Below are 23,015 nucleotides of genomic sequence, written 5' to 3'. Positions count from 1 at the left end.
CAGGTTTGGCAGACCTGCGGCGGAGGACGGCAGGCAAATAGCCGTATCTGTATACTGTGAAAAAATAGCAGCGGTCATACCAGCTATAGAGTATGTGGCAGGTCAACAGGTTTTTAAGCAGCTTTTTTAATGTGAAAAAGCGCCAACACAGTAAATATACGCCAGAGTAGGAGAGCGGAGGCAGTGAAGCAGATAAGAGCGCCACCGCAGGAGGAGAGGCAGAGAATGAGGTACGCGGTCATTATACTTACCGACAGCACAGAGGCAATAGCGGAATATAAGAGGGCGGAGAGGCACAGGCGCAGGAGGGAGCAGTTGCGCAGGCAGAGGCGCTGGTATTTTATCAAGCAGAAATTAACGGGTATATCAGTGCTGGCTTTTACTGCGTTTGCAGTATGGCTGCTGGACGGAGACGCGACAATAGCGGTATTGACTGTACCGCTGGGGCTGTATCTGGTATTCAGCCGGGAAATGCTGATAACGAATAATTTTTACTGGCAGACGAAAGAGAGGGAAAAACGTGGTACAGATTTTGGAACTGTTTGGAGGGATAGGCAGCCCGCGCTGTGCGCTGCGGAATATCGGGATACCTGTAAAAGCCATAGATTACGTTGAAATCGACGAAAAGGCAGTGCGTTCCTATAACGCTATGTTTTCAGAGGAATTGCGATATAAAACGCAGAGCGTTGTAGGCTGGAATTTAAAGCCGGATATTCTGATACACGGCAGCCCATGTCAAGACTTTAGCATAGCAGGACACCAAGGGAAAGCAAAGGCAGAGGGAGGACGGATAAACAGAGGGAAAGGCGCAGACGAGGGCAGCGGAACACGCAGCAGCTTAATGTGGGAAACCATTCACATTATAGAGCAAATGGGAGAATGGCGGCCAAGGTACGTTATCTGGGAGAACGTAAAGAATGTATTAAGCCGATACATGAGGGCGAATTTTGACAGGTACATAAAGGAAATGGAGCGTCTGGGGTATAGCAGCAGCTTTAAGATTTTGGACGCGCGCGAATTTGGTTTACCGCAGGCGAGGGAAAGAGTATTTACCGTATCGACACTGGGAGAAAAAGCATTTTCCTTTGACGATTTGATAAAAACGCCCATGAGGGATATAAAAGAGTTTCTTTTACCGGACGCGCCGCCAGTGTACGACGTTACGCAGCCGAGCGTATTAAGCGTGATAGGGGAAAAGGGCATAAGGCGCGCAACAGTGATACAGGACTATGCCTATACAATAACAGCCAGACAGGACAGAACGCCTGCGCAGGTAATTGATATGGGAAACGGACGCTACAGGTATCTTACAGAATTGGAATGTTGGCGTTTGCAAGGATATACCGACGAGGATTTTAAAGCGGCAGCGGCAGTACATGAGAAAAACGGGCGTTATAAAATGGCGCTTTATAAGCAGGCGGGCAATAGTATACCTGTACCAATTTTTGAGAGCCTGTTTAGGAAAATTCTTCTTAATCAAACCATGGAGGTAAAAAAGTGAAGTCAACATATCAAATAAAGGAAACAAAGAACGAGCGGAGTTTTTCATATACAGGAGATTTAGCAGAGGCTATAGAAAAAGCAAAGAAAGACTTGCGGAAAGAAAAAGAAAATCCAGAAATACCATATTGGATATGGATAAAAGGAAAGGCACAGAAGCAAATAGAAGCACACAATAGAAAGATTGAGAGGATAGAGGCTTTTATAAGAATTGCGGAAAAGTACTTAAAAGAGGAGCGGGAAAATGAGAAAGCAACACAGGAGAGAAAACAGGATACTTAAGGCGCTGATACGTGCGGCAGCAGGCGCAGCGGCTTTTATAGCGGCGCTGGTATTACTGCCTATGCTTATCTGGTGGAGAGGGCAGCGGGAAGAACCGCAGACAGACGAACAGGTAGCGGCGATTATGCAGCAGGAGCAGGCGGAGCCGCTGGTTATTGAAATACCAGAGCCAGCAACAAAAGGAACCGTAACCATATATACGCCGGACGGCGCGGTATATGGTTATTACGGAGAAATCACGATAAACAGCGACGGCAGCGCCGGGCAGGACATTGACATAGTGTGCGCCGGATATTTGGAGGGATTTTTAGAACACGGAGAGCCGGAATACACAGAGGAAAGCGAGGATAGCAGGAATGAGTGAGGTTTACATACGGAGCCAGAACAGAGAAAAGTTGTACCGTTTTGGAATTTCCTTTAATGCGCTGGAATACAGCGAGAAACAGGATTTTAAGAGAGGAAAAGAGGCGGAGGTACACCATACAATCTGCATTTCTGACGGCTGCTTAGAGGAGATAGCAGAGTATGAGAGTAAGGAACGCTGCTTAGAAGTGCTGGACGAGATACAGCGCGTATGCGCCCAGTATTTGACGTGGAGCGGCGGGGCAGCGTTAATACGCGGTGGCATGGATATACAGCCGGGAGCGGTGGCAATACCGCGCGTCTATGAAATGCCGGAGAAATAGCATGGCAGAAATCATATTGCACCCGCAGCACCCAGACTATTGTAAAGAGTGTGTTTACCACGACGACAAAAACGGGGCTTGCATGAGCAAGGATTACGCACAGAACAGCTATAAGGTAGTATGCGTTTGGCATTACTGCAAATATAAGCGAAAAAGGGAGGTATGAGCGTGAAATACAGGTATTACAGCACGCAGCGCCCGGTCACGCCGGGGGCGTATCCAAAGCCAAAGAATAACCCGGTTATGCTTATCCATAATTTCAGCAGCCGGGAATACGTGCCGGAGATTGGGCGGCAGGCGTGGGGATATGTGGAGTATGACAGGCCGCTTGAAAATGAAGATATAGACGGCTACGAGCTGGCACCAGCCGCCTTTTTCTCTTAATTATGGCGCAGGAGTTTAGAGAGATAAGCCCAGAGCTGGAACGCGTGGCATATAAAGAGGCGTGGAGCATTGAGAGTATGGAGGCACACGGAGCAGGCGGGCGAGGGGTAACGTACATAGGCAGTAAGATAAGCGGAGCATTGGACGGGGACGAAAGGAACGGGCGGCTTGTCTTTGATTATTACCGGGACACAGCGGGCGCATGGTGGTTTGAAAACCGCGCGTTATTGCCGTCCGGGGACATTGTAAGCATGGATATGTACCTATTTGGGTACGAGAGGAAACGGAAGAAAGGAGAGCGGCAACAGTGGAGAAGATGAAAAAGCCGGATTTTCTGGGAGAAATCAATAAAGAGATTTTAGAGGAACTGACAAAGCGCGGGAGAGCGCGGAACGTGGCGGGGCTGGTGGGAGAGGTTAAGGAACTGGCGGAGGTTACGCAGATATGCGGCCCGCCGTTCGCTGGGTATCTGGGGAAAATCGAGATACCGAGGCCGAGCGGGATAAAGGACGAGGTAGCGGTAGCCTTTGAGCAGGACACGCCGTATAAGGCGGCACAGGGAGAGCTTGACGTATTGCGGGAATTTGCGCCGGGCAGCAGGCTTTTAATCACAGGGAAGATACAGACGCTTAAGGACTTTGAAACGGGGAAGTGCCTTGTATTTATTCTGGCTGATTATGTAGCTGCAAGCCCAAAGGCAGAATTTCAGAACGACGTAGCCATAACGGGCGAGATTGTGTTTAAGCCGACGCACAGGGAAACGCCCAGAGGAAAGCGTATTTCAGATATTTTCATAAAGGTACAAAAGGAGCTTGCGCCGGGAAACTGCTTTATTCCCTGTATCTGCTGGCAGGAAACCGCAGACGAGGTAGCAGGCTGGGAGCAGGGGACAAAAGTAAGGCTTCTGGGGAGATACCAGAGCCGGGAATATGACAAGGAAATAGCAAAATATTACACAGACGGAAAAGAGGCTTACCGGGAGACTGAACGCCGGACGGCCTACGAGCTTTCTGTACAGCTGATAGAGAAAATGGAGGCAGGGAATGAGAAGTAAACTTTTTGTAAATCCAGACGGCACAGCGAAAATGCAGGAAATCAGAATAGAAGCCCGCGGGAAAGGAGGGGCTATAGGCATAAAAGCTGTTTCGCGTCTGGCGAATATGGTAAACAGCTTAAAAGCCTGCAAAACGCCGCAGGAAGTGTACGACAGGTACATACAGATTACAGGGTATTGCAAATGCTGCCTTGACTGTGAGTTTATCGACGAGAAAAGCGCTGATGATTTAATGTGTCTATCTGCATATCTGGCAGGAAATGAGCAGGCCAGAGCAGAGGCACAGCAGAGGGCGGTAAGAGCCAGAAAGGGCAGAGCATGAAGCGGGTATATATTTGCAGTCCGTACCGGGCAAAGGACGGCGCGGAGCTGGATAGAAACATAGAGTACGCACAGGCGCTTACAAAGCAGGCGCTCAATGCCGGATTAGCGCCGATAACGCCGCACTTATATATGACGCAGTGCTTAGACGATAAAAAGCCACAGGAGCGGGAGCAGGGAATGGCTGCGGGCATGGCATTGCTTAAGACCTGTGATTTTGTCATAGTTGGCGTGAAATATGGAGTAAGCGAGGGTATGAGCCGGGAGATACAGACGGCGGACAGGCTGGGTATCGAGGTAGTAAACGCAGACAGGCTGGCATTTAAGCTACTGGACGATAGGCGGCAGGAGGAAATAAAAGCAGAAAGATACGCGAAAATGAACTGCTGCAATTTCTGCAAAGGTAGCAGGCTACATACCTGTACTGGTTATGATTGCAGTTTACCATACCGGACAGCCTTTGCGTTTGCGATTACACACATAGAACTTTTGTAAAGGAGATTTAGGAGAATGAGGAAATTAAGACGGGCAGTATTGAGAAATGAGGCAAACAGATTGAGCCATTACGGGCAGAACGGAAAGAGTATTGCAATTTTCCGCAGTCTGTGGGCGGATTACAAGGAGCTGAAACGCCATAAGGCGGCAGAAGCCGCAGAAAACGGCCTGCTGGCGCAGATTAAGGCAATCCGCAAAAAGAAAGCGGCAAAACGCCTGTAAATCCATGACAACAGTAAAAAGCCCCTACGGTACGGGAATACCATAGGGGCTAAGCTATACAGCTTTTCAACCTAAATCCAGTATAAGCATTGTATGGCGAAAAGTCAAGGAACTACACGGGCTGAAATGCCCGTTTTACCACTTGATAAAAGTATTAACTATCCGACAGGGAGGATAAATATATATGCCATACGTAGAGAGGATAACAAGGGCTGGAAAGACCATAGAGGTAGAGCGTTACTTTACCAGCAGATATAAAAAGCCGGGGATAAAGAGAGGGGATAAGGTTAAGCCCACAAAGGAGCAGCAGGTAAAGGTAAACACCAGACAGGCAGAAAGAAAGCTGCGTATCCTGATGAACGCTAATTTTGGCTATGGAGATTATCACGTCATACTGGACTACATACGGGAGAAAGGAAAGGAGCCGAGGAGCCGGGAGCAAATGCGGGAGGATATAGATATATTCCTGCGGGAGCTGCGGAAAGAGTACAGGAGACAGGGGAAAGAGCTTAAGTACATACATGTTATGGAGATAGGCGAAAAAGGGGCAAGGCACCACCACCTTGTCATAAACCAGATAGACACAAAGGTATTGCAGCAGTGCTGGTATAAGGCTTATGAGGGGCACAACAGGGTAAAGGTTTTTCCGCTGGACGATACCGGGAATTATGCGAAGCTGGCAAGCTATTTTATCAAGTATACGGACAAGCATAGAACGAAAGAGGACGGGGCGCTACAGGGTAAGCGCTGGAATTGCAGCAAGAACCTTGTGAGGCCGGAGCCGGAGATAAGGATAATAACAGAGCGCGCATGGTTTAAGGCAGAGCCGAGGGCGATAAAAGGGTATTACGTGGATAAGGACAGCGTAAGCAAGGGAATACACAGCCCGGATTATTACGGGTACGGATATTTCAGATATACGCTTGTAGAAATCGAAAAGGACGGAGGATAGAACGATATGGGAAAAGTGATTTTGATAGCCGGAATTGTATTTATAGCGCTGGCCGTTATAGAAATCGTCTGGTTTATTCTGCGGGGGATTACGTCGGGTATCAATCAGTGCCACGAATGGGAAGAAAACCCGGACAAAAAGGAAAGCGAGGAGACGCGGGAACATGAGAAACTTTAGACTGGACGACGAGAGCGGGCAACAGGAGGCGCTTTTCAGCTGGGCGGCCTACAATACTGGGCGTATGCCGGAGCTGGAATATATGCACCACGTCCCAAACGGAGGAAAGCGGGACGCGGCGACGGCAATAGCACTGAAACGGCAGGGAGTAAAGGCAGGCGTGCCGGATATTTGTTTACCAGCACCGAGGGGAATATACCACGGGCTTTACATAGAGCTTAAGGCCGGGAGGAACACAACAACGGCAAAGCAGAGGAGCTGGTTAGACTACCTGCGGCAGCAGGGATATTTCACGGCGGTATGCTACGGCTGGCAGACAGCGGCAGAACTGGTAGAGCGGTATTTACTGCATACCGGGCAGCTGGGAGAGCCGGGGCAAACGCTGGGGAAAGCGTGACAGAACAAAAGAGTAGGAAACATACAAACAGCTGCGCCCGGAGGCGGCGCAAGAAAGCGAGGTAGAGAATGAGGACAGTAAGCATTTTAAATTTAAAGGGAGGAGTAGCCAAGACCTTTACGGCGGTAAATATGGCTTATGAGTTGCACCGCAGAGGCTTTAAGGTACTGCTGGTTGACAATGACAAGCAGGGGAATTTAAGCCGGGCGTATGGGCGATATGACGCAGAGAGCGTAGCGCCAGTGAGCAGGATATTAAGTGGGGACTGGCGGGCAGCGGTAGAGCTGATACAGCACACGGAGTACGAGGGCTTAGATATTCTTACAGCCAATATGTCACTTATGGGCGCTACGTGGCAGCTGACAGCGGAGGAGGCGGGAAACCAGATAGACCGCTTTAAGCAGTTTATGGAACACGCAGACTGGGTAAACGGGTATTATGATTACTGCATTATCGACAATCCGCCAGATATAGGGCTTAACGTGGTAAATGCGCTGGCGGTAACGGACGAGGTTATAGTACCCGTGAAGATTGATGAATGGGCGCTTGACGGGCTGGACATTCTGGCGGAGCAGATAGAGGACGCGAAGCAGATTAACCCGCGCCTCTGCCTGCGGGGGATACTGATTACAGCATACCAGAATACGGACGGAGAGGCAGCGGGCAAGGAATGGCTGGAACGGCAGAAAAGAGAGGCGCATATAACAGGAGAGCCATACTACAGCATTTTAGGAGTTATCCGATATTCCAGAAAAGTAGCGGAAAGCACATTTAATTTTAAGCCGATTTATGAATATAGCCCCTGCTGTGGCGCGGCACAGGATTACAAAAAATTTGTGACACGGTACACCGGGAAAGCGAGGTAGAACATGGCACATAAAGAGAGCTGTTGCGCGTACTGGGATTGCAGCAGAAATGGCGGTACTACCTGCTGGAACTGGGGCGGTAAATTTGCCGGGCGCGCCTGCCCGCAAAGCGACGCTTGCGAACATTGGAGAACCTGCGAAATGTGCAACGGCATAATGGGACAGTGTAAGAAAAAGATTGAGATAGAGAGGCGGAAAGCGAGGTAGAGGGTATGGCAAAGTTTGGATTTAATGACATTTTGAACGCAAAGAGCAAGGCGGCGGGAGCAGGAACGGTTACGGATTATACGGAAATCTGGTTAAATCCGCATGATGTAAAACCGTCCGAAAATAATTTTTACTCACAGGAGAATATAGAGGAGCTGGCAGACAGCTTTTTAGCAGTAGGCCAGCAGCAGCCTACGGTACTGGGGAGGATAAACGGAGAGTTTCGCATAGTAAGCGGACACCGCAGAAACCTTGCAAATATTATGAACCTTGAACGGGGGCATGAAGAATATAAGCGCGTCCGTTATCTTTACAAGGATATGACAGCGGCCATGCTGGACTTGTCGCTGATTATCGGAAACGCATATAACAGGGAGCTTACACCGTGGGAGAAAACGCAGCAGGCGCAGAAGCTCAAAGAAGCGCTTTTGAGGGCGAAGAAAGAGGACGGATTAGAGATTACCGGAAAACTGCGGGATGTTATCGCGGATTTGATGAATGAGAGCAGCACAAACGTAGCCAGAATGGATAGTATCAACAAAAATGCCACGCCGGAGATTAAAGAGCAGTTTGCACAGGGGAATATAGGCATATCCGCTGCGTATGAGGCGGCAAAACTGACACCAGAGGAGCAAAAAGAGATAGCGGAGCAGGCGGCAGCAGGCGCAGACATAAGGGCAAAAGAGATAGCGGCAAAGGCGGCAGAGAAAAAAGCCGGGGACGATTACAAAACGCCGCACCCGGAAAGCATAACGTCCCTGTGCTATTCCTGCCTGCATTATAAGGACTGCAACGTAAAGACGGGAACCTGCGAGAAATGCGACCAGTACATAGATAAAGCAGAGGCAGAAAAGACGGAGGAGCAGCGATATAGTGAGGAGCAGGACAAAATAGACCGGGAGACAAAAAAGAAGCTGCGGGAGCAGGCAGACCGGGAGAAAATGGAGCATTTACCGAGCGACAGGGGAACGGGGAGCAAGGTACATGATATAAAGATTGCAGCAACGTATTATGACGACGTAGTAAGCGGGAAAAAGCGTTTTGAACTGCGAAAAAATGACAGAGGCTATAAGGCGGGAGAAAGCCTTAATATGCTGGAATTTAAAGACGGGAAATTTACAGGGCGCACAATAAGCGCAGATATTACCTATATGCTGCAAGATTATACCGGGCTGGCAGAGGGTTATTGTATTTTGGGGATTGAAGTAACGGGGCATACAGGTGATATGTCCGAAACGGACACCCAGATAGAGGGGCAATTAAGTTTTGGTATGAACCCGCCAGAGGAGGCGTGAAGTGAATAAAATTGTAATAGAAATCCCTATAACCTATGTAAACGGGGAAACAGATAAGATATATATAAAGGGCTTTATAGATTGGGATTTTGGAGGCGGGAATACAATAGCGGAGATAGACAGACCGAGGATTTTAAGCGACAAGGAAAGAGAGGAAATAGGGCTATGAAATACAGACAGTGGAAAAAGAATTATAAAAAGCGGTACGGAGTAAATCCGACACCAGAGATTGACAAACGAAAGCGTAGAAAACAGGCAGCAAGGGCGTTTAATGCCCTTGCTTATGCTGATTTAATAAAGGCAGCAGAACAGGCGACAGATACAATTACAAATGTGATTGCAGAGTTTATGCGGGCATTGGGGAGAGGCTGCGATACGGCGGGGACGGCTTTTAGAAATGTGGCAGACGCAATAAAACCGCTGGATATAAAAGGGCGTATTTTTAGCTGGGAAGTGCGAAGCTACGGAACTGATTTATACGCCGTCTATGAAATAAATGCGCTGGGAGGGGCAGACGAGCTTAGAGCGCTTACGCACAGTAAGAGCACTGCGGAGAAAATAGCCGAACTTTTGGAAAACGACCAGATAGAGCATTTTAAGGCGACCTGCCCGGAACGGGTAGTAAAAAGAGACGACGGCATAGACGTTTTGACTTATGCGGGCATAGCTGCGAATACAGGGGAGGCGCTGTAGATGTTTGAATACATGGACGAGATAGTAGAGGGTTTACAAGGATTTTGGGAAAGTGTGGAAGAATGGGCGGCGGCAATTTTGCTGTTTTTTATAAAAGCAACAATTTTAATCACAACGCCCATTTGGATATTACCGTATGTGATTTTGCGGGACAGGAACGGCGGGAAATGCGAAAATCAAGACTGTGAAAACTGCCCGTTTCCGCCTTGTGAGAAAGGAGAGTGCAGGCTATGACGGATTTTTTATTGATAATCATAATATTTTTACTGCTTGCGATATTTGGGCGGCTGGAAAATGTGGGAAAAGGAGAAAAAGACAATGCAGGTAAAAGAGACAGAAAATAAGGGAGTAGAAGCGGAAGAAATGACGGGGCAGGAAATCAAGGCAGGAAACGGAGAGCTGACAGAGGAGGGAGAAAACCCAAAGGGCGAAAGCTGGGTAGCAATTCCAGAGGCGGAATTAGAGGGGCTGATACAAAAGGCGGCGAAAGCGGCGGTATCAGAATTTAAGCGGCAGGAGGAAAAGGATAAAAAGCGGGATAAGTACCACAATACCTTTGCCCTTATGAAATGTTACCGTGACGCGGTTTTCCATATCGAACACGCAGTAAGCGACGGGGAGCAACTGGGGCTTGCCGGAATGACGGAGGAGCAGCAGAGGACGTATTTAGAGAGTGTGCGCCGGAGCAGGTTTAAAACACTGATTATGACAGCACATATAGACAAGGCCATAGAGGAGATAGAGCGCAGGAGGAAAGAGGCAGACAGGGAAGTAGAATACAGAGCCTTTGAGCTGTACTTTATGCAGGGCTGGGATTATGCGCAGATTGCCGAGGAACTGAATACAGGAAAGAACACGCCGCGCCGCTGGGTTACTGGCATAATCAATGAGCTTTCAATACTGCTGTGGGGAATTGACGAGGAGAGGATAAAATAACATGAAAGTAATAGCGGAGTACGAGGACGGAACAAGGAAAGAGCTGGGAGAGATAGAGGAACTAAAAGGGGTACAGGAAAATGCGCGGGCGCTTGTAGTACAAACGGATTGCCTGCTTAAGCAGGAGGACAGAAAAGAGATAGAGCAGCAAATAGAGAATAAAACGGGCATACCTACATTGGTAGCAGACAGCAGGATTAAGGCAATCTATGTTATACCGCAGTGAGCCATACAGGGCAGCAGGCATGGGGCAAGCGTGGTAAAATCGTGGTGTTTACATGGTAGAACGAAAGAGATACAATGATAGCATGGAAAGAGTAGGCGAGAGCTTAAGCATACAGCATGAGCGGCCTACTCTTTTCTTTTGCTTACTCATTCTTAACCTCCTACCCAGCGCATGAAACTTAGGGCGCTGGGGATTTTAAAGAAAGGAGCGGGGCGGTATGAAAGCATGGGCGAAAGCATTTTATTTATCGGCGGCATGGGAACAAACCCGCGCCGCTTATCTTATGTCACAAGATTATATTTGTGAGCGCTGCGGGGAACCTGCAAAGGTAGTACACCATAAGCAGTACATAACCAAAGAGAACATAGGAGACGCAGGCGTTACGCTATGCTGGGATAACTTAGAGGCGCTGTGCCAAGACTGCCACAACAAAGAACACCACAGGAAGGAACGGCAGCGGCGGTATCGGTTTGACGAGGACGGCGGGATACTCCCCCCTATCTCAAAGAAAAATTAAAGGGGACAGATACCGAGGGGGATACCCTAAAATTACCCTGCGGGCGCGCGCATACGTGGTGTAGGGGGTGTGGTGTAGCGCAGGAAAGGAAAGCGGGGTAAAGGAATGGCAGCAAAGAAAGAGAGGACAAAAGAGCAGAGGATTAAGGCAGAGAAAACCAGACTTAAAGGGATTTTCAAAGAGTTAGACGAGAATAAGAAAAAGTTGGTAACGCCGCTGATAGAAAAGGCTGCATTTATGAGTATCGAGCTGGACGATTTGCAGGAAACCATACGGCAGGAGGGCTGGACGAGCGAGTACCAGAACGGAGAAAACCAGTGGGGAACCAAGAAAAGCCCGGAGGCTGATACTTACATAGCGTTGAGCAAGAATTATGCAGCAGTCATTAAGCAGCTGATAGATTTAGTGCCAGCTGCGAAACGAAAGGTAAGCAGGCTGCAAGCCCTGCGGGACGAGTAACACGGCTGCGCCGTACAGGAACTATATCTATGAGTACCACGCGAAAATAAACAGCGGCGAGATTACGGCGGGAAAGTGGATAAAGGCCATATATAAAATTATTGTGGACGGGCTGGAAAAGCAGGAGTATTTCTTTAACGCAAAGACCGCAAATAAGGCCATACGCTTTATAGAAAATTTCTGCCACCACAGCAAAGGGCGCAACGATTTAATCAAGCTGGAACTGTGGCAAAAGGCCATAGTTTCCGTGATTTTTGGCATACAGGACGCGGAAAAAGTGCGCGTTTTCCGCGAAATTTTTATAGTAATCGGCAGAAAAAACGGCAAAAGTTTGTTTGCTTCTGCGATTATCGCATACATGGCGTACTTAGAACCGGAATACGGGCAGGAAATCTATTGCTTAGCGCCGAAGTTAGACCAAGCAGCGCTTGTGTATGACGGGTTTTATCAAATGGTACAGGCAGAGGACGAGCTTTTAGAGCTGGCAAAGAAGCGCAGGAGCGATATTTATATTGCGGAGACGAACACGGTAATAAAGCCGATTGCCTTTAATGCGAAAAAATCAGACGGCTTTAACCCGCAGCTGGTGGTATGTGATGAAATGGCAGCATGGAGTGGAGACGCTGGGCTTAAGCAGTATGAGGTTATGAAGTCTGCATTAGGAGCGCGTACCCAGCCCATGATTTTAAGTATCAGCACAGCCGGATACATAAACGATAGTATTTATGACGAGCTGATGAAGCGCAGCACCAGCTTTTTAAAAGGCAACAGCAAGGAACGCAGGTTATTACCATTTCTTTACATGATTGACGACGTGGAGAAATGGAATGACATAGAGGAACTAAAGAAAGCAAACCCGAATATGGGAGTATCCGTAAAGGAAAGTTTCTTTACAGACGAGATAGCGATTGCAGAGAGCAGTTTAAGCAAGAAAGCAGAGTTTTTGACAAAGTATTGCAATATCAAGCAAAACAGCTCGATTGCATGGCTGGAATATACGACCGTAGACGGGGCAGGCGTGGAAAAGACCTTAGAAGATTTTAGGGACTGCTACGCAGTGGGAGGCATTGACTTAAGCCAGACAACAGACCTTACGGCGGCCAGCGTAGTAATTGAAAAGGGCGGTGTGCTTTACGCCTTTACTCAATTCTTTATGCCGAGGAACCGGGTAGAGAGCTTGCAGGCCACGGACGGCGTACCCTATGACATATTTGTGAAAAAGGAGCTGATTACCTTAAGCGGCGAGAACTACGTAGACTATAAAGATGTGTTCAACTGGTTTGTTATGCTGCTGGAAACCTACGGAATAAGGCCGCTGCAAATTGGATACGACCGATACAGCGCCCAGTATCTCATAAACGATATGAAAAACTATGGTTTTCACATGGACGACGTTTTCCAAGGGGAGAATTTAACGCCTGTAATACGGGAATTTGAGGGCATCATAAAGGACGGCAATTTCAAGATTGCCAATAACAACTTGCTTAAATCACATTTCCTTAATGTGGCGCTTAAGCAGAACATGGAAACCCGGAAATTCAGACCGATAAAGATAGAGCAGCGGGCGCACATAGACGGTTTTGTATCTGTCATAGACGCTATGACAGTGCGCCAGAAATATTACGAGGAGTGCGGCGAGCTGCTTAAAAACGCTGCATAGAAAGGGGAGAGTAAACGCATGAAATTTATAGATTACCTGTTTCATGGAAGAAAAATGCAGGTAATAGACAGCTATTTTAAAATGCTGAACGGGTACAGCCCGACGTTTACCAGCTTTAACGGCGGCGTGTATGAAATGGATTTGACAAGGGTAGCAATCAACAGCTTTGCTACCCATTGTAGCAAGCTAAAGCCGGAGGTTGAGGGTAGCGCCCACAAGCGATTAGAGCGGGTATTACAGTATAAGCCAAACTACTTTATGGATACAGTGAAGTTTATAAAACGTCTGGCGACAATCTTAGCGGTGGAAAACACCGCTTTTATTGTGCCTATTGAGGACGAGGCAGGAAACCTGTGCGGCTGGTATCCGATACGCCCGCAACGCTGCGAGGTGGTAGAGGCAGCAGGACAAGTATACTTGCGGTATCTGTTTGCAAATGGAGAGTACGGCGCTATTGAGTTTGAGCGGGTGGGGATTATGACGGACTTTGAATATTCAGACGACCTTTTTGGAGAGGACAACACAACGCTTAAGCCGACAATGCAGCTGATACATACCCAGAATGAGGGAATTATTAACGCTGTAAAAAATTCTGCAAATATCCGCTTTCTTGCAAAGGTGGCAAATATGCTGAAGCCGGAGGACATTAAGAAAGAGCGGGAACGGTTTACCGAGGACAACTTAAGCGCAGACAACAAAAGCGGAATGATTATTTATGATAATAAATTCAGCGACTTAAAACAGGTGGAAAGCAAGCCGTACACGCCAAATGCGCTGCAAATGCAGCAGATACAGGACAGCGTATGTACCCATTTTGGTACAAGTATGGATATTCTGCAAAATAAATTTGATGAAAACACATGGAACGCCTATTACGAGGGAAAAATAGAGCCTTTTGCAATCCAGCTTTCCCTTGTAATGACGAATATGACATTTACAAAGCGGGAAATTGCACAGGGAAACGCTATTGTATTTAGCGCAAACCGCCTGCAATATGCCAGCAACGCCACAAAGCTACAGGTAAGCACGCAGCTTTTCGACCGGGCGCTTTTGTGCCGGAATGATGTAATGGATATATGGAACATGGCGCACGTAGAGGGAGGCGAAAAATACTATATCCGAAAGGAATATACCGAAGTTAGCAGGCTGGACGATAAAAAAGAGGAGCCGAAAATAATAGTGCAGCCGATACAGCCGGGGCAGCAGGAGCCGGAGGAGCCGCCAGCAGGCGGGGAGGAGCCGGAACCGCCGCAGCCGGACGATAAAGGGCAGAAAGGAAGTGGAGAAAATGCCGTTTAAGACAGACAGGGAATATAGGGCACTGGCCGCGCCTTTATCAGTGCAGGCAGCAACGAAGCGGATAGATACGGAGTATTACGTAGAGGGATATGCGACAACTTTTGATAAGCCGTACCTGCTTTACGAGTTTGAGGACGGCACAAAGTTTTACGAAAGAATAGACGCACACGCGCTGGACGGCGCAGATATGAGCGACGTTATCATGCAGTACGACCATGAGGGGCGGGTATTTGCCCGGCAGTCCAATAAAACGCTGCTTCTGATACCAGACCATAGGGGACTTTTGATTGCAGCCGATTTGGGAAAGACAGATTTAGCCCGTGGACTTTATCAAGACATAGAGGCAGGCATGATAACAAAAATGTCGTGGGCGTTCCGGGTGCAGGAAGAAAGTTACGACCGGGCGACACGCACAAGGACAATCTTAAAAATCAAAAAGGTTTATGACGTGTCCGCCGTGAGCATACCGGCAAACGGCGACACTGAAATAAGCGCCCGCAGTTTTGCGAGTAGGAGTTACGAAGCAGAGAAGCAGGAGCGGCTTTATAAGCGGGTGCAGCTGCTAAAGATTAGAGCCAGTTTATAAGACGAGAAAAGGAGAATTAAAAGCATGAAAACTTTAAAGGACATTGAGGCGAGATTAGCCCAGATTAAGAACGAGCTGAACACCAGAGGAGCAGAGCTGACGGAGGCAGAGATTGCTGCTTTTGAAACAGAGGTAGGAGATTTGCAGGAGCAGAGGCAGGCACTTTTAGACAGTGCGGAAAAGAGAAAGAAGCTGCTGGAAAAGATTGCAAACGGAGAGCCTGTAGACGACGGGGACGGAGGCGAAACAACGCCTACGGTTTTGAGGAACTTTAAGGGCGCTGCGGGGGAAACGGACGGCGATAAATACGCGAGCATGGAGTACAGAAAGGCATTTATGCAGTATGTGTGCCGCGGTACAAAAATCCCCGCAGAGTACCGGGCAGACGCGGTAAGCACAACTACAGACGTGGGGGCAGTCATTCCTACTACGGTACTTAACCAGATTGTGCAGAAGCTGGAAAGTACGGGAATGATTTTAACCCTTGTTACCAGAACGGCATATAAGGGCGGCGTGGCAATCCCTGTATCTACGGTTAAGCCTGTGGCAACGTGGGTAAGCGAGGGGAAAGGCAGCGATAAGCAGAAGCATACCGCAACAAAAGACGGCATGATTACTTTTGCATATCATAAGCTGCGCTGCGCGGTAGCGGTATCTCTGGAAGTGGATACAATGGCAATCAGCGCCTTTGAAACCCTACTTATCAACAATATTGTGGAGGCAATGACAAAGGCGCTGGAGCAGGCAATCATTGACGGCGACGGTACGGGAAAGCCGAAAGGCATTTTAGCGGAAACGCCGGAGGAAGGGCAGGCAATCGAAAGCGCCGCGCCCGCTTACGCCGACTTAATCGCAGCAGAAGCCGCGCTGCCGCAGGCATACGAAAACGGGGCGGCATGGTGCATGAGCAAGAAAACTTTCATGCAGTATTACGGGCTGACAGACACCAACGGGCAGCCTATCGGCAGGGTAAACTATGGACTTGCAGGAAAGCCGGAGCGTACCCTTTTAGGCCGTCCGGTAGTGTGCTGCGACTATGTAAAGAGCTATGCAAGCACGCTGGCGACAGGGGACGTGTTCGCTTTCCTTTTCAATTTCAAGGACTATGTGCTTAACACAAACTATGCTATGGGTGTGAAAAAGTACGAGGACAACGACACGGACGACCAGATAACAAAGGGTATCATGCTGGCAGACGGAAAGGTAGTTGATAAGAACAGCCTTGTAACAATTAAGAAACTGGAAGCTGCATAAAGGAGTTGGAAAAATGAAAGGGAATTTAGATACTAAACAGCTGGAAAGCATGAAGAAAGCCGACTTGCAGGCGTTGGCGCGGGAGCTGGGAGTAAGCGACGAGGGGACGATTAAGGAAATTGCCGCACGCTGCGCGGCGGTAGAGGTGGACGTACCCGACGAAAGCGAACTGACGGAGGAAGATAAAGAGCTTGCGCGCGAAGCAGAAGCGGAGCAGGCAAAACAGGAAAAGCGGCAGCAGGAGAACAAACCGGGAGAGGGAAAAGCGAGGGTAAAGGTACTGGAAAGGTACTTAGATAAGCGCTTAAACCAGATTAAAGAGCCGGGAGAGGTTTTTATTACGGACAAAGAACGGGCAGAAGTTTTGGCCGGAAAGGAACTTGTAAAAATCGTAGAGTAACAGAGATAAGAGGCGAGAGCTATGGGGACATACGCGACCGCCTCTTTTTTGACATTCACTTAGAAAGAGGGTACGGGTATGGCAGCAGATACCACACTGACAGAGAAAATGCGGGCGGCGCTGCGTATCAGCAGTACCAGCGCAAAAATCACAGAGGAAATAGAGGACTGTATAGAAGCTTGCAAAGCAGACCTTAAGAACGACGGTGTAAAGAGGGTTGATGAAAACGACGCGCTGATTATCCGGGCAATTACGCTGTACTGTAAAGCGGAATTTGGATACCAGAATAACGCCGAAAAATTCAGAAACTCTTACGACACTCTGAAAATGCGGCTTTCTATGTCACAGGAGTACAATACTGTGCCGGATATGTCCGAAACGGACACCACAGGCGGGGAAAGCGGGGCAGAAAATGGCTAAATGGGCGGACGAAATCACACTGATAAGCGAAACGGAGCAGGCAGACCGGGTAAATGACAATGGCTTTCCCGTAGAGCCTGCGGAAAGCAGCCGAACTGTTTTCTGTAACATGAAATCCGTAGGATACAACGAATATTTCAAGAGTGAACAGACAGGAAAAGTGGTAGAGCGCAAATGTGAGGTACATAAGGCAGATTATGGCGGCGAGGATACCGTAGAAATGGACGGGCGGCGCTATTTTGTCCTTAAAACCTACGACATTGACGAGGACACATTAGAGCTTACGCTTACAGACCTGCGGCACAAAGGAGAGGGGGCATAAAATGGGAGCATTTAATACCGTGGGCTTAGAGGCTGTTATTGAGTCTTTCAGCAAGCGGGAGCAGGCGACCGTTTCCGCTGTCCCTAAAATGCTGAAAGCAGGCGCAGACGTGCTGGTAGAGGCACAGAGGGCAGAGGCAAGGGCTATGGGTATCGTAGAAACGGCTGGTTTTGTCAATTCCATTAAGGCGACAGCGGTAAAGGGAGACGAGCGGGAGCAGCACATTGACGTATACCCGCAGGGCAGGGCAAAACACGGGAACGACCGCAAGGGCGATAAAAGTAAAGTGCGCTATGCAACTATCGGATTTGTGGCGGAATATGGAACGAGCAGCCAAGCAGCACGCCCTTATATGACGGTAGCCAATGAGAAAGCGCACGACAAAGTAGTAAACGAGCAGCTGAAAATATGGGAGCGTGAAAACAATGGATAGCTTGCAGAATGTATTAGAGAGCGCCGGGCTGCCTGCACAGAGAGGAGTTTACACAGGAAAGAAAAAGCCAGCCGCCTATTATACATTCCTGCGGATTATGAAAAATGCCGCTGTAAATGCTGATGATAAGCGGCAGGGCAGCCGGGAAATGTACCGGGTAACGCTTTTTTCCAAAGCGGACTTTGAGGAGCAGTTAGAAAAGACGCTGGAAATATTGGAGGCAGCAGGATACTACATAAACAGCGTGGATACAGAAGAATTTGAAACAGAAACCGGGTACTGGTATGTGCCTATCACAATCGAAATATTAAAGGAGTGAAATAAAATGACATTAGGATTGAAAGACCTTTACTATGCGTTATGCACAGAGGAGGACGGAGTAGAGAGCTACGAAACGCCTAAGAAAATGTCCGAAGCTATGACCGCTTCTCTTTCCGTAGAAACGGCCAGCGCTACGCTTTATGCAGACGACACATTGAGCGAAAGCGTACAGGAGTTTTCCAGTGGAACACTGACGCTGGGGATTAAGGATTTAACGCCGGAGGTACTGGCGGAGCTTCTGGGGCAGGAAGTAGACCAGAATAAAGTTGTATGGGCTGGAAAAGACGACGAGCCGCCCTTTGTGGCCGTTGGATTTAGGGCGAGAAAGACAGGCGGTAAATACCGCTATGTATGGCTGCTGAAATGCAAGTTTAATCTGCCGTCCGAAAACTACGAGACGAAAGGCGAAAGCATTACTTTTAACACGCCGGAGATTGAGGCCAGTATTACCGCGCGTAAATCGGATGGGCGTTGGAAAGCAGATTTTGTAGGAGCAGAGACAGACACGGCGGCGACAACGTGGTTTACGGAAGTACCGGAGCCTGCGCACGCAATGGAATCAGTATAAAGAGAGGAGGAGAGGCGCGGCGCAGGCCGCGCCTTATTTAAGATATGAGCGCATTAAAAGACGGAGGATATACAGTTACGTTGAAAGGAAAGGAGTACCGTTTACTCTTTACCCTTAACGCACTGGACGAGATACAGGGGAAGTTTGGCGGGTACGATAAGCTGAACGAGGTTTTTAACCAGAATAACCCGGACTGGGTAAAAGATACAAAATGGCTGCTTACGCTGCTTTTGAACGAGGGACTTTTAGAGGAGGACGAGAACGCAGAGCTTTTGACAGAAACGCAGGTAGGCAGAATGATACACACAGGAAATTTGCAGGAAGTACAGAGGGCTATTTACGCGTCCTTTGTTGCCGGGACAGCAGGAGACGGAGAAAAGGACAACGAGAACGGGGAGGAGCCGGGAGAGGAAAACGAAGATAAGGGGGAAGTGACAGCCGCGCAGGAAGATTAGACACTGCGCGGCTTTTATATATCGCTATGGTGCTGCTGGGATACCGGGAGCGTGAGGCGTGGAGGAAAACACCGTATCAGATTGTGACGCTGTTTAAGTATCACAAAGAGTATAGCCAGCCTGCTTTTGTACCAGTGCAGACGCAGGCAGCAGTACCGAAACAGGCAGCAGGAGGCATGGACGCTATCGACATAGCATTAGGGGGACTGTAAAGCATGGCTATTTATTACGCAGTTTTAAAGTGATTTTACACCCGTAAGAAATTGCCCGCCCGTCCTTTCCGTGGCCGCCACCGTAAACATCTATGGCGCTTACGCTGTCAATACGTTCCCAATTATCAGAAACAAATTGGACTTTATCAGCTGGGATATTTCCGATTTGCAGGCCATTAGCGTAAACACCGTAGGCAGGGCTGCCCTCAAATTCGTAGGGCTGTAATTCTAATTCTATGTATTCGTCAAAGGGAGCGTCATGGAAATTTATTTTACGCAGGATAGATTGACGCAGTGCGCCGTTTTCGTTTTTGAATGTCACGCCGGACAGCTTTATAACAACAAATTCAAACTCATTTTTAGGCGCAGAGATAGGAGCAGAAGAAACAGAAGTAGGAGGAATTGTTAAATTGTCTGAATTTTCTGGGGGGGGGGGGTAGTATTATTTGCAGACTTTACGCCTGCTGTAGCACTTGTGACGCTATCGGAGGTTTTAAAAGAGCGATACGCAAGGAAACCCAAAATTGCAGCTATAACGAGACAGCCGACAGCGCCAGCGGCATTACCGCTAAATAATCCGCTTACAGCAGAAAGGGAAAACAGTAGCGTTAAGCCGCAAAAAATAATCTTTTTTTTCATGGAGATTTACCGCCTTTCTTGTTTTGAAAAAATTATAAAACATTGTCGATTTAAAAGCAACAAAAAGGAGGGGAGAACGTGGCAGATAAGGCACAGAACATAAGAACAAGATTAAGCATTGACGGAGAGAAGCAATATAAAGAAGCCTGTTCCAGTATAAACAAAAGCCTTAGTCTGCTTAATTCTGAAATGAAACTTGTCACTGCGGAGTACAAAAACAACGCAGACAGTACAGAAGCATTAAAGGCGAAACAGGATATTTTACAGAGGACATATGAGGAGCAGGCGAAAAAAGTAGCTGAAACGGAAAAACAGTTAGAAAGATGTAGGGACATCTACGGGGAAAATTCAGACGCGGTTTTGAAGTATCAGAAAGAATTAAATTACCAGAAAACAGCGTTACAGAATACAACAAATGCCCTTAAAGAGAATGAAAAGATACAGAAAGAAGCGGTTAGTACACAACGGCAGTATGAAAATTCCTGTAAAGATATAGACCAAAATTTAAGTTTACTGCGGGCGGAATTGCAAGAGGTAAACGCAAAGTATAAGGACAATGAGAACAGCGCAAAGGCGCTGGTAGAAAAGCAGGATTTATTAAAAAAGGCGTATGCCGAGCAGGAGCGCAAGGTAAACGAAACAGAAACAGCCTATAAAAGTATCGCAGACCAGTACGGGAAAACCAGCAAAGAAGCAAAACAACTGGAAGAACAGTTGCATAAGGAAAAGGCCGCTTTATATGAGGTGGATAACCAGATTAAAGATACAGAGGTAAGTCACAGCAAATTTTCTGCTACTTTAAGCGGTTTAGGCGGCGCTATGGCAACGGGAGTTAAGGCAATCGGCACAGCAGCGGCAGCAATCGGCACAGCCGTTGTAGCCGGGCTGGGATATGCCGTAAGCCAGGCAGACGAGGCAAAAGGCGCTTTAAATGACTTCTGCGCCGCGACAGGAACCGCAACAGACGAAGCCGACCAGTATAAGCAGGTTATGGAGAATATCTATAACGGCAATTACGGAGAGGGCTTTAAGGATATTGCGGCAGCCATGACGACGGTAAAGCAGCAGGCGGGCGATTTGGGAGCAGACGAGCTGGAAAAAATGACGACCAACGCTTTAGCCCTGCGGGACACTTTCGATATGGACGTAGCCGAGAGTACGCGGGCAGCCACGCAGCTTATGCAGAAATTTGGGCTTTCCGGCGAGGAGGCATATAACCTTATCGCGCAGGGGGCGCAGCAGGGGCTTAATCAGAACGGGGATTTGCTGGACGTTATCAATGAGTACAGCAATCAGTATTCGCAGGCCGGGCTTAGTGCCGAGGATATGTTTAACTCTATCAAAAACGGAGCTGATACAGGCGTATGGAGCATTGACAAAATGGGCGACGCTTTCAAAGAGTTTAGCATACGCATGAACGACGGCACAGCTAATGAATACCTTACCAGTCTGGGGCTTAATGCAGACGAGCTGGTTAGCAAATTCCAGACAGGCGGGGAAAGCGCAAAGGAGGCCATGGGCGAGATAAGCAGCGCCCTAAAAAACTGCGACGACGAGAGCCTACAGTACACCGCAGGCGTAGGGCTTATGGGTACTATGTGGGAGGATATGGGCGCAGACGCTTGCACAGCCCTTATGGACGTTGAGGGGCAGATAAGCAGGACAACGGACGCTATGGGGCAGATAAATGCAGTCAAGTATGATACGTTTGGCGAGGCAATTAAGGGAGCCGGACGGATATTGCAGACCAGCTTTATTATGCCGATAGGGGAGCAGGCGTTACCGATATTCAGCGATTTTGCAAACGAAATCAGCCGGGGAGCTGCGGAGGCGGGCGGCGATATTGGGAAATTTGCGGATAGTTTTGGGACAGCCATAAAGAACCTTACCAGCGGGCTTACGGAACTGATACCGCAGATTGCAGATTTTGCCGTTGAAATGGTATCCGGGCTGGCGCAGGGGATAGTAGAAAACGCGCCTACGATTGTGCAGGCGGGCGTTGATATTATCAAGTCTTTAGCTGACGGGATTATAGAGGCAATCCCTACACTGACAGAAAGCGCCGTGGAAATCGTAACTACACTGCTGGACGGGATTATAGAAATGATACCCAGTTTAGCAGACGGAGCGGTACAGATTATTGCGGGACTGGCGACAGGGATAGGACAGGCGTTGCCGGAGCTTGTGCCGAGTATAATTGACGCAGTGCTTACTATCGTGGAGACGCTGGCAAACAATATACCTATGCTGGTGGAGGCGGCCTTACAGCTTGTTTCCGGGCTGGCTGACGGTATCGTAGCGGCGCTGCCTGTGCTGATAGAGCGCCTGCCGGAAATTATTACAGCAATCATAAACGCGCTGGTAGAGGGGCTGCCTATGATTATGGAAAATGCGGCAGACATTGTGATAGCGCTTGTGGACGGCATTATAAATGCAATCCCGCTGTTAATTGAGGCAATCCCGCAGATTATCGTAGCCATTGTTACGGGGCTGGTAAACGGCTTGCCGCAGATTGTGGCGGCAGCAGGCCAACTGGTGCTTGCAATCATTACGAAGCTGGCAGAGCTGCCGGGACAGATTGCAGGCGCGATAGCTGACGGCATAACAAGGATTGCGGAATGGGGCGCGAATATGCAGGCCAAAGCCAGCGAAGTAATGAACGGTATGCTTACAGGCATTGTGAATATCGTAACCCAGACACCGCAGAAAATCTGGAACTGCATTGTAGGAGCCGTGACGCAGGTAGCCACATGGGGCGCGAATATGCAGGCGAAAGC

General features: G+C 48.5%; 38 protein-coding genes. 36 read left to right on the top strand and 2 right to left on the bottom strand.

All coding sequences use genetic code 11. The annotated features are described in order from the left end of the window. Positions 1-225: 225 nt before the first annotated feature. The 35 genes from B5F29_RS15315 (at position 226) to B5F29_RS15155 (ending at position 19,599) form a co-directional block, all read left to right on the top strand. Positions 226-615, top strand: coding sequence for a hypothetical protein (locus B5F29_RS15315; protein ID WP_206414223.1), 390 nt, complete (start codon positions 226-228; stop codon positions 613-615). Next, positions 521-1,501, top strand: a complete 981-nt coding sequence (locus tag B5F29_RS15310) for a DNA cytosine methyltransferase (RefSeq protein WP_087155469.1) — start codon at positions 521-523, stop codon at positions 1,499-1,501. Before B5F29_RS15315 ends, B5F29_RS15310 begins: the two co-directional genes overlap by 95 nt. Continuing rightward, a complete protein-coding gene (locus B5F29_RS15305; RefSeq protein WP_087155468.1) occupies positions 1,498-1,782 on the top strand; it encodes a hypothetical protein in 285 nt (94 codons plus the stop codon). Before B5F29_RS15310 ends, B5F29_RS15305 begins: the two co-directional genes overlap by 4 nt. Further along, positions 1,745-2,146, top strand: coding sequence for a hypothetical protein (locus B5F29_RS15300; RefSeq protein ID WP_087155467.1), 402 nt, complete (start codon positions 1,745-1,747; stop codon positions 2,144-2,146). Before B5F29_RS15305 ends, B5F29_RS15300 begins: the two co-directional genes overlap by 38 nt. Next, positions 2,139-2,468 (top strand): long-chain fatty acid--CoA ligase, encoded by a 330-nt coding sequence (locus B5F29_RS15295; RefSeq protein WP_087155466.1) that lies wholly within the window; start codon positions 2,139-2,141, stop codon positions 2,466-2,468. Before B5F29_RS15300 ends, B5F29_RS15295 begins: the two co-directional genes overlap by 8 nt. Positions 2,469-2,636: 168 nt before the next feature. Further along, the gene (locus tag B5F29_RS15290) at positions 2,637-2,852 is read left to right on the top strand and encodes a hypothetical protein (RefSeq protein WP_087155497.1); all 216 of its coding nucleotides are present in this window, start codon (positions 2,637-2,639) and stop codon (positions 2,850-2,852) included. A gap of 44 nt (positions 2,853-2,896) precedes the next feature. Then, positions 2,897-3,172: a hypothetical protein gene (locus B5F29_RS15285; RefSeq protein WP_143449176.1), complete on the top strand. Its 276-nt coding sequence runs from the start codon at positions 2,897-2,899 to the stop codon at positions 3,170-3,172. Beyond that, positions 3,169-3,906 (top strand): single-stranded DNA-binding protein, encoded by a 738-nt coding sequence (locus tag B5F29_RS15280; RefSeq protein ID WP_087155496.1) that lies wholly within the window; start codon positions 3,169-3,171, stop codon positions 3,904-3,906. Before B5F29_RS15285 ends, B5F29_RS15280 begins: the two co-directional genes overlap by 4 nt. Continuing rightward, positions 3,896-4,228: a hypothetical protein gene (locus tag B5F29_RS15275; protein WP_087155464.1), complete on the top strand. Its 333-nt coding sequence runs from the start codon at positions 3,896-3,898 to the stop codon at positions 4,226-4,228. The genes B5F29_RS15280 and B5F29_RS15275 overlap by 11 nt, the downstream gene beginning before the upstream one ends. Continuing rightward, positions 4,225-4,722 (top strand): DUF7768 domain-containing protein, encoded by a 498-nt coding sequence (locus tag B5F29_RS15270; protein WP_087155463.1) that lies wholly within the window; start codon positions 4,225-4,227, stop codon positions 4,720-4,722. Before B5F29_RS15275 ends, B5F29_RS15270 begins: the two co-directional genes overlap by 4 nt. Before the next feature lie 15 nt (positions 4,723-4,737). Then, positions 4,738-4,944, top strand: a complete 207-nt coding sequence (locus tag B5F29_RS15265; RefSeq protein WP_087155462.1) for a hypothetical protein — start codon at positions 4,738-4,740, stop codon at positions 4,942-4,944. Positions 4,945-5,128: 184 nt separating this feature from the next. Further along, a complete protein-coding gene (locus B5F29_RS15260) occupies positions 5,129-5,896 on the top strand; it encodes a rolling circle replication-associated protein (protein ID WP_087155461.1) in 768 nt (255 codons plus the stop codon). A gap of 6 nt (positions 5,897-5,902) precedes the next feature. Next, complete coding sequence (locus tag B5F29_RS16500) at positions 5,903-6,073, top strand: hypothetical protein (RefSeq protein ID WP_162608454.1); 171 nt, start codon at positions 5,903-5,905, stop codon at positions 6,071-6,073. After that, positions 6,060-6,470, top strand: a complete 411-nt coding sequence (locus tag B5F29_RS15255) for a VRR-NUC domain-containing protein (protein ID WP_087155460.1) — start codon at positions 6,060-6,062, stop codon at positions 6,468-6,470. The genes B5F29_RS16500 and B5F29_RS15255 overlap by 14 nt, the downstream gene beginning before the upstream one ends. Before the next feature lie 68 nt (positions 6,471-6,538). Next, on the top strand, positions 6,539-7,336 hold the full coding sequence (locus B5F29_RS15250; protein WP_087155459.1) for a ParA family protein: 798 nt from the start codon (positions 6,539-6,541) through the stop codon (positions 7,334-7,336). A 212-nt stretch (positions 7,337-7,548) separates the two neighbouring features. After that, positions 7,549-8,838 (top strand): ParB/RepB/Spo0J family partition protein, encoded by a 1,290-nt coding sequence (locus B5F29_RS15245; protein ID WP_087155458.1) that lies wholly within the window; start codon positions 7,549-7,551, stop codon positions 8,836-8,838. A gap of 1 nt (position 8,839) precedes the next feature. Beyond that, complete coding sequence (locus B5F29_RS16495; RefSeq protein ID WP_162608453.1) at positions 8,840-9,007, top strand: hypothetical protein; 168 nt, start codon at positions 8,840-8,842, stop codon at positions 9,005-9,007. After that, complete coding sequence (locus B5F29_RS16930) at positions 9,004-9,531, top strand: hypothetical protein (RefSeq protein ID WP_242955697.1); 528 nt, start codon at positions 9,004-9,006, stop codon at positions 9,529-9,531. Before B5F29_RS16495 ends, B5F29_RS16930 begins: the two co-directional genes overlap by 4 nt. After that, positions 9,532-9,765, top strand: a complete 234-nt coding sequence (locus B5F29_RS15235; protein ID WP_087155457.1) for a hypothetical protein — start codon at positions 9,532-9,534, stop codon at positions 9,763-9,765. It abuts the gene before it with no gap. 84 nt (positions 9,766-9,849) lie between these two features. Then, the gene (locus B5F29_RS15230; RefSeq protein WP_242955696.1) at positions 9,850-10,467 is read left to right on the top strand and encodes a sigma-70 region 4 domain-containing protein; all 618 of its coding nucleotides are present in this window, start codon (positions 9,850-9,852) and stop codon (positions 10,465-10,467) included. Between the two features lies 1 nt (position 10,468). After that, positions 10,469-10,693, top strand: coding sequence for a hypothetical protein (locus B5F29_RS15225; RefSeq protein ID WP_087155456.1), 225 nt, complete (start codon positions 10,469-10,471; stop codon positions 10,691-10,693). Positions 10,694-10,910: 217 nt separating this feature from the next. Further along, positions 10,911-11,210: an HNH endonuclease gene (locus B5F29_RS15220; protein WP_087155455.1), complete on the top strand. Its 300-nt coding sequence runs from the start codon at positions 10,911-10,913 to the stop codon at positions 11,208-11,210. Between the two features lie 105 nt (positions 11,211-11,315). Then, on the top strand, positions 11,316-11,669 hold the full coding sequence (locus B5F29_RS15215; protein ID WP_087155454.1) for a hypothetical protein: 354 nt from the start codon (positions 11,316-11,318) through the stop codon (positions 11,667-11,669). Between the two features lie 25 nt (positions 11,670-11,694). Then, entirely contained in the window at positions 11,695-13,329 is a 1,635-nt protein-coding gene (locus B5F29_RS15210; protein WP_087155453.1) for a terminase large subunit, read from the top strand. A gap of 18 nt (positions 13,330-13,347) precedes the next feature. Then, the gene (locus tag B5F29_RS15205; RefSeq protein ID WP_087155452.1) at positions 13,348-14,628 is read left to right on the top strand and encodes a phage portal protein; all 1,281 of its coding nucleotides are present in this window, start codon (positions 13,348-13,350) and stop codon (positions 14,626-14,628) included. Beyond that, positions 14,618-15,214, top strand: a complete 597-nt coding sequence (locus tag B5F29_RS15200; RefSeq protein ID WP_087155451.1) for an HK97 family phage prohead protease — start codon at positions 14,618-14,620, stop codon at positions 15,212-15,214. The genes B5F29_RS15205 and B5F29_RS15200 overlap by 11 nt, the downstream gene beginning before the upstream one ends. 24 nt (positions 15,215-15,238) lie before the next feature. Then, the gene (locus B5F29_RS15195; protein ID WP_087155450.1) at positions 15,239-16,468 is read left to right on the top strand and encodes a phage major capsid protein; all 1,230 of its coding nucleotides are present in this window, start codon (positions 15,239-15,241) and stop codon (positions 16,466-16,468) included. 13 nt (positions 16,469-16,481) lie between these two features. Beyond that, positions 16,482-16,868: a hypothetical protein gene (locus B5F29_RS15190; RefSeq protein ID WP_087155449.1), complete on the top strand. Its 387-nt coding sequence runs from the start codon at positions 16,482-16,484 to the stop codon at positions 16,866-16,868. A 78-nt stretch (positions 16,869-16,946) separates the two neighbouring features. Then, positions 16,947-17,288 carry a phage head-tail connector protein gene (locus B5F29_RS15185; RefSeq protein WP_087155448.1) on the top strand — a complete coding sequence of 114 codons (342 nt, stop codon included), beginning with the start codon at positions 16,947-16,949 and terminating at the stop codon, positions 17,286-17,288. After that, positions 17,281-17,610 carry a phage head closure protein gene (locus tag B5F29_RS15180; RefSeq protein ID WP_087155447.1) on the top strand — a complete coding sequence of 110 codons (330 nt, stop codon included), beginning with the start codon at positions 17,281-17,283 and terminating at the stop codon, positions 17,608-17,610. The genes B5F29_RS15185 and B5F29_RS15180 overlap by 8 nt, the downstream gene beginning before the upstream one ends. Before the next feature lies 1 nt (position 17,611). After that, positions 17,612-18,043 (top strand): hypothetical protein, encoded by a 432-nt coding sequence (locus B5F29_RS15175; protein ID WP_087155446.1) that lies wholly within the window; start codon positions 17,612-17,614, stop codon positions 18,041-18,043. Continuing rightward, a complete protein-coding gene (locus B5F29_RS15170; RefSeq protein WP_087155445.1) occupies positions 18,036-18,362 on the top strand; it encodes a hypothetical protein in 327 nt (108 codons plus the stop codon). Before B5F29_RS15175 ends, B5F29_RS15170 begins: the two co-directional genes overlap by 8 nt. A gap of 6 nt (positions 18,363-18,368) precedes the next feature. Next, positions 18,369-18,932 (top strand): major tail protein, encoded by a 564-nt coding sequence (locus tag B5F29_RS15165; RefSeq protein WP_087155444.1) that lies wholly within the window; start codon positions 18,369-18,371, stop codon positions 18,930-18,932. Between the two features lie 80 nt (positions 18,933-19,012). Further along, positions 19,013-19,387, top strand: coding sequence for a hypothetical protein (locus tag B5F29_RS15160; RefSeq protein WP_242955695.1), 375 nt, complete (start codon positions 19,013-19,015; stop codon positions 19,385-19,387). Between the two features lie 26 nt (positions 19,388-19,413). Then, the gene (locus B5F29_RS15155) at positions 19,414-19,599 is read left to right on the top strand and encodes a hypothetical protein (RefSeq protein ID WP_235853183.1); all 186 of its coding nucleotides are present in this window, start codon (positions 19,414-19,416) and stop codon (positions 19,597-19,599) included. A 7-nt stretch (positions 19,600-19,606) separates the two neighbouring features. Here the strand turns inward: B5F29_RS15155 and B5F29_RS15150 are convergent, their stop codons facing one another. After that, complete coding sequence (locus tag B5F29_RS15150) at positions 19,607-19,921, bottom strand: hypothetical protein (RefSeq protein ID WP_087155442.1); 315 nt, start codon at positions 19,919-19,921, stop codon at positions 19,607-19,609. Positions 19,922-20,004: 83 nt separating this feature from the next. Beyond that, the gene (locus tag B5F29_RS15145; RefSeq protein WP_087155441.1) at positions 20,005-20,238 is read right to left on the bottom strand and encodes a hypothetical protein; all 234 of its coding nucleotides are present in this window, start codon (positions 20,236-20,238) and stop codon (positions 20,005-20,007) included. A gap of 78 nt (positions 20,239-20,316) precedes the next feature. Between B5F29_RS15145 and B5F29_RS15140 the strand changes: the two genes are divergently transcribed. Beyond that, on the top strand, positions 20,317-23,015 hold a 2,699-nt coding region (locus B5F29_RS15140; protein WP_087155440.1), incomplete at its 3' end, for a phage tail tape measure protein.

Source organism: Lachnoclostridium sp. An196, assembly GCF_002160135.1.
GTDB classification, from domain to species: Bacteria; Bacillota; Clostridia; order Lachnospirales; family Lachnospiraceae; genus Hominiventricola; species Hominiventricola avistercoris.
Note: the sequence above shows the minus strand (reverse complement) of the source record. Positions and strands in the feature narration are given on the sequence as shown.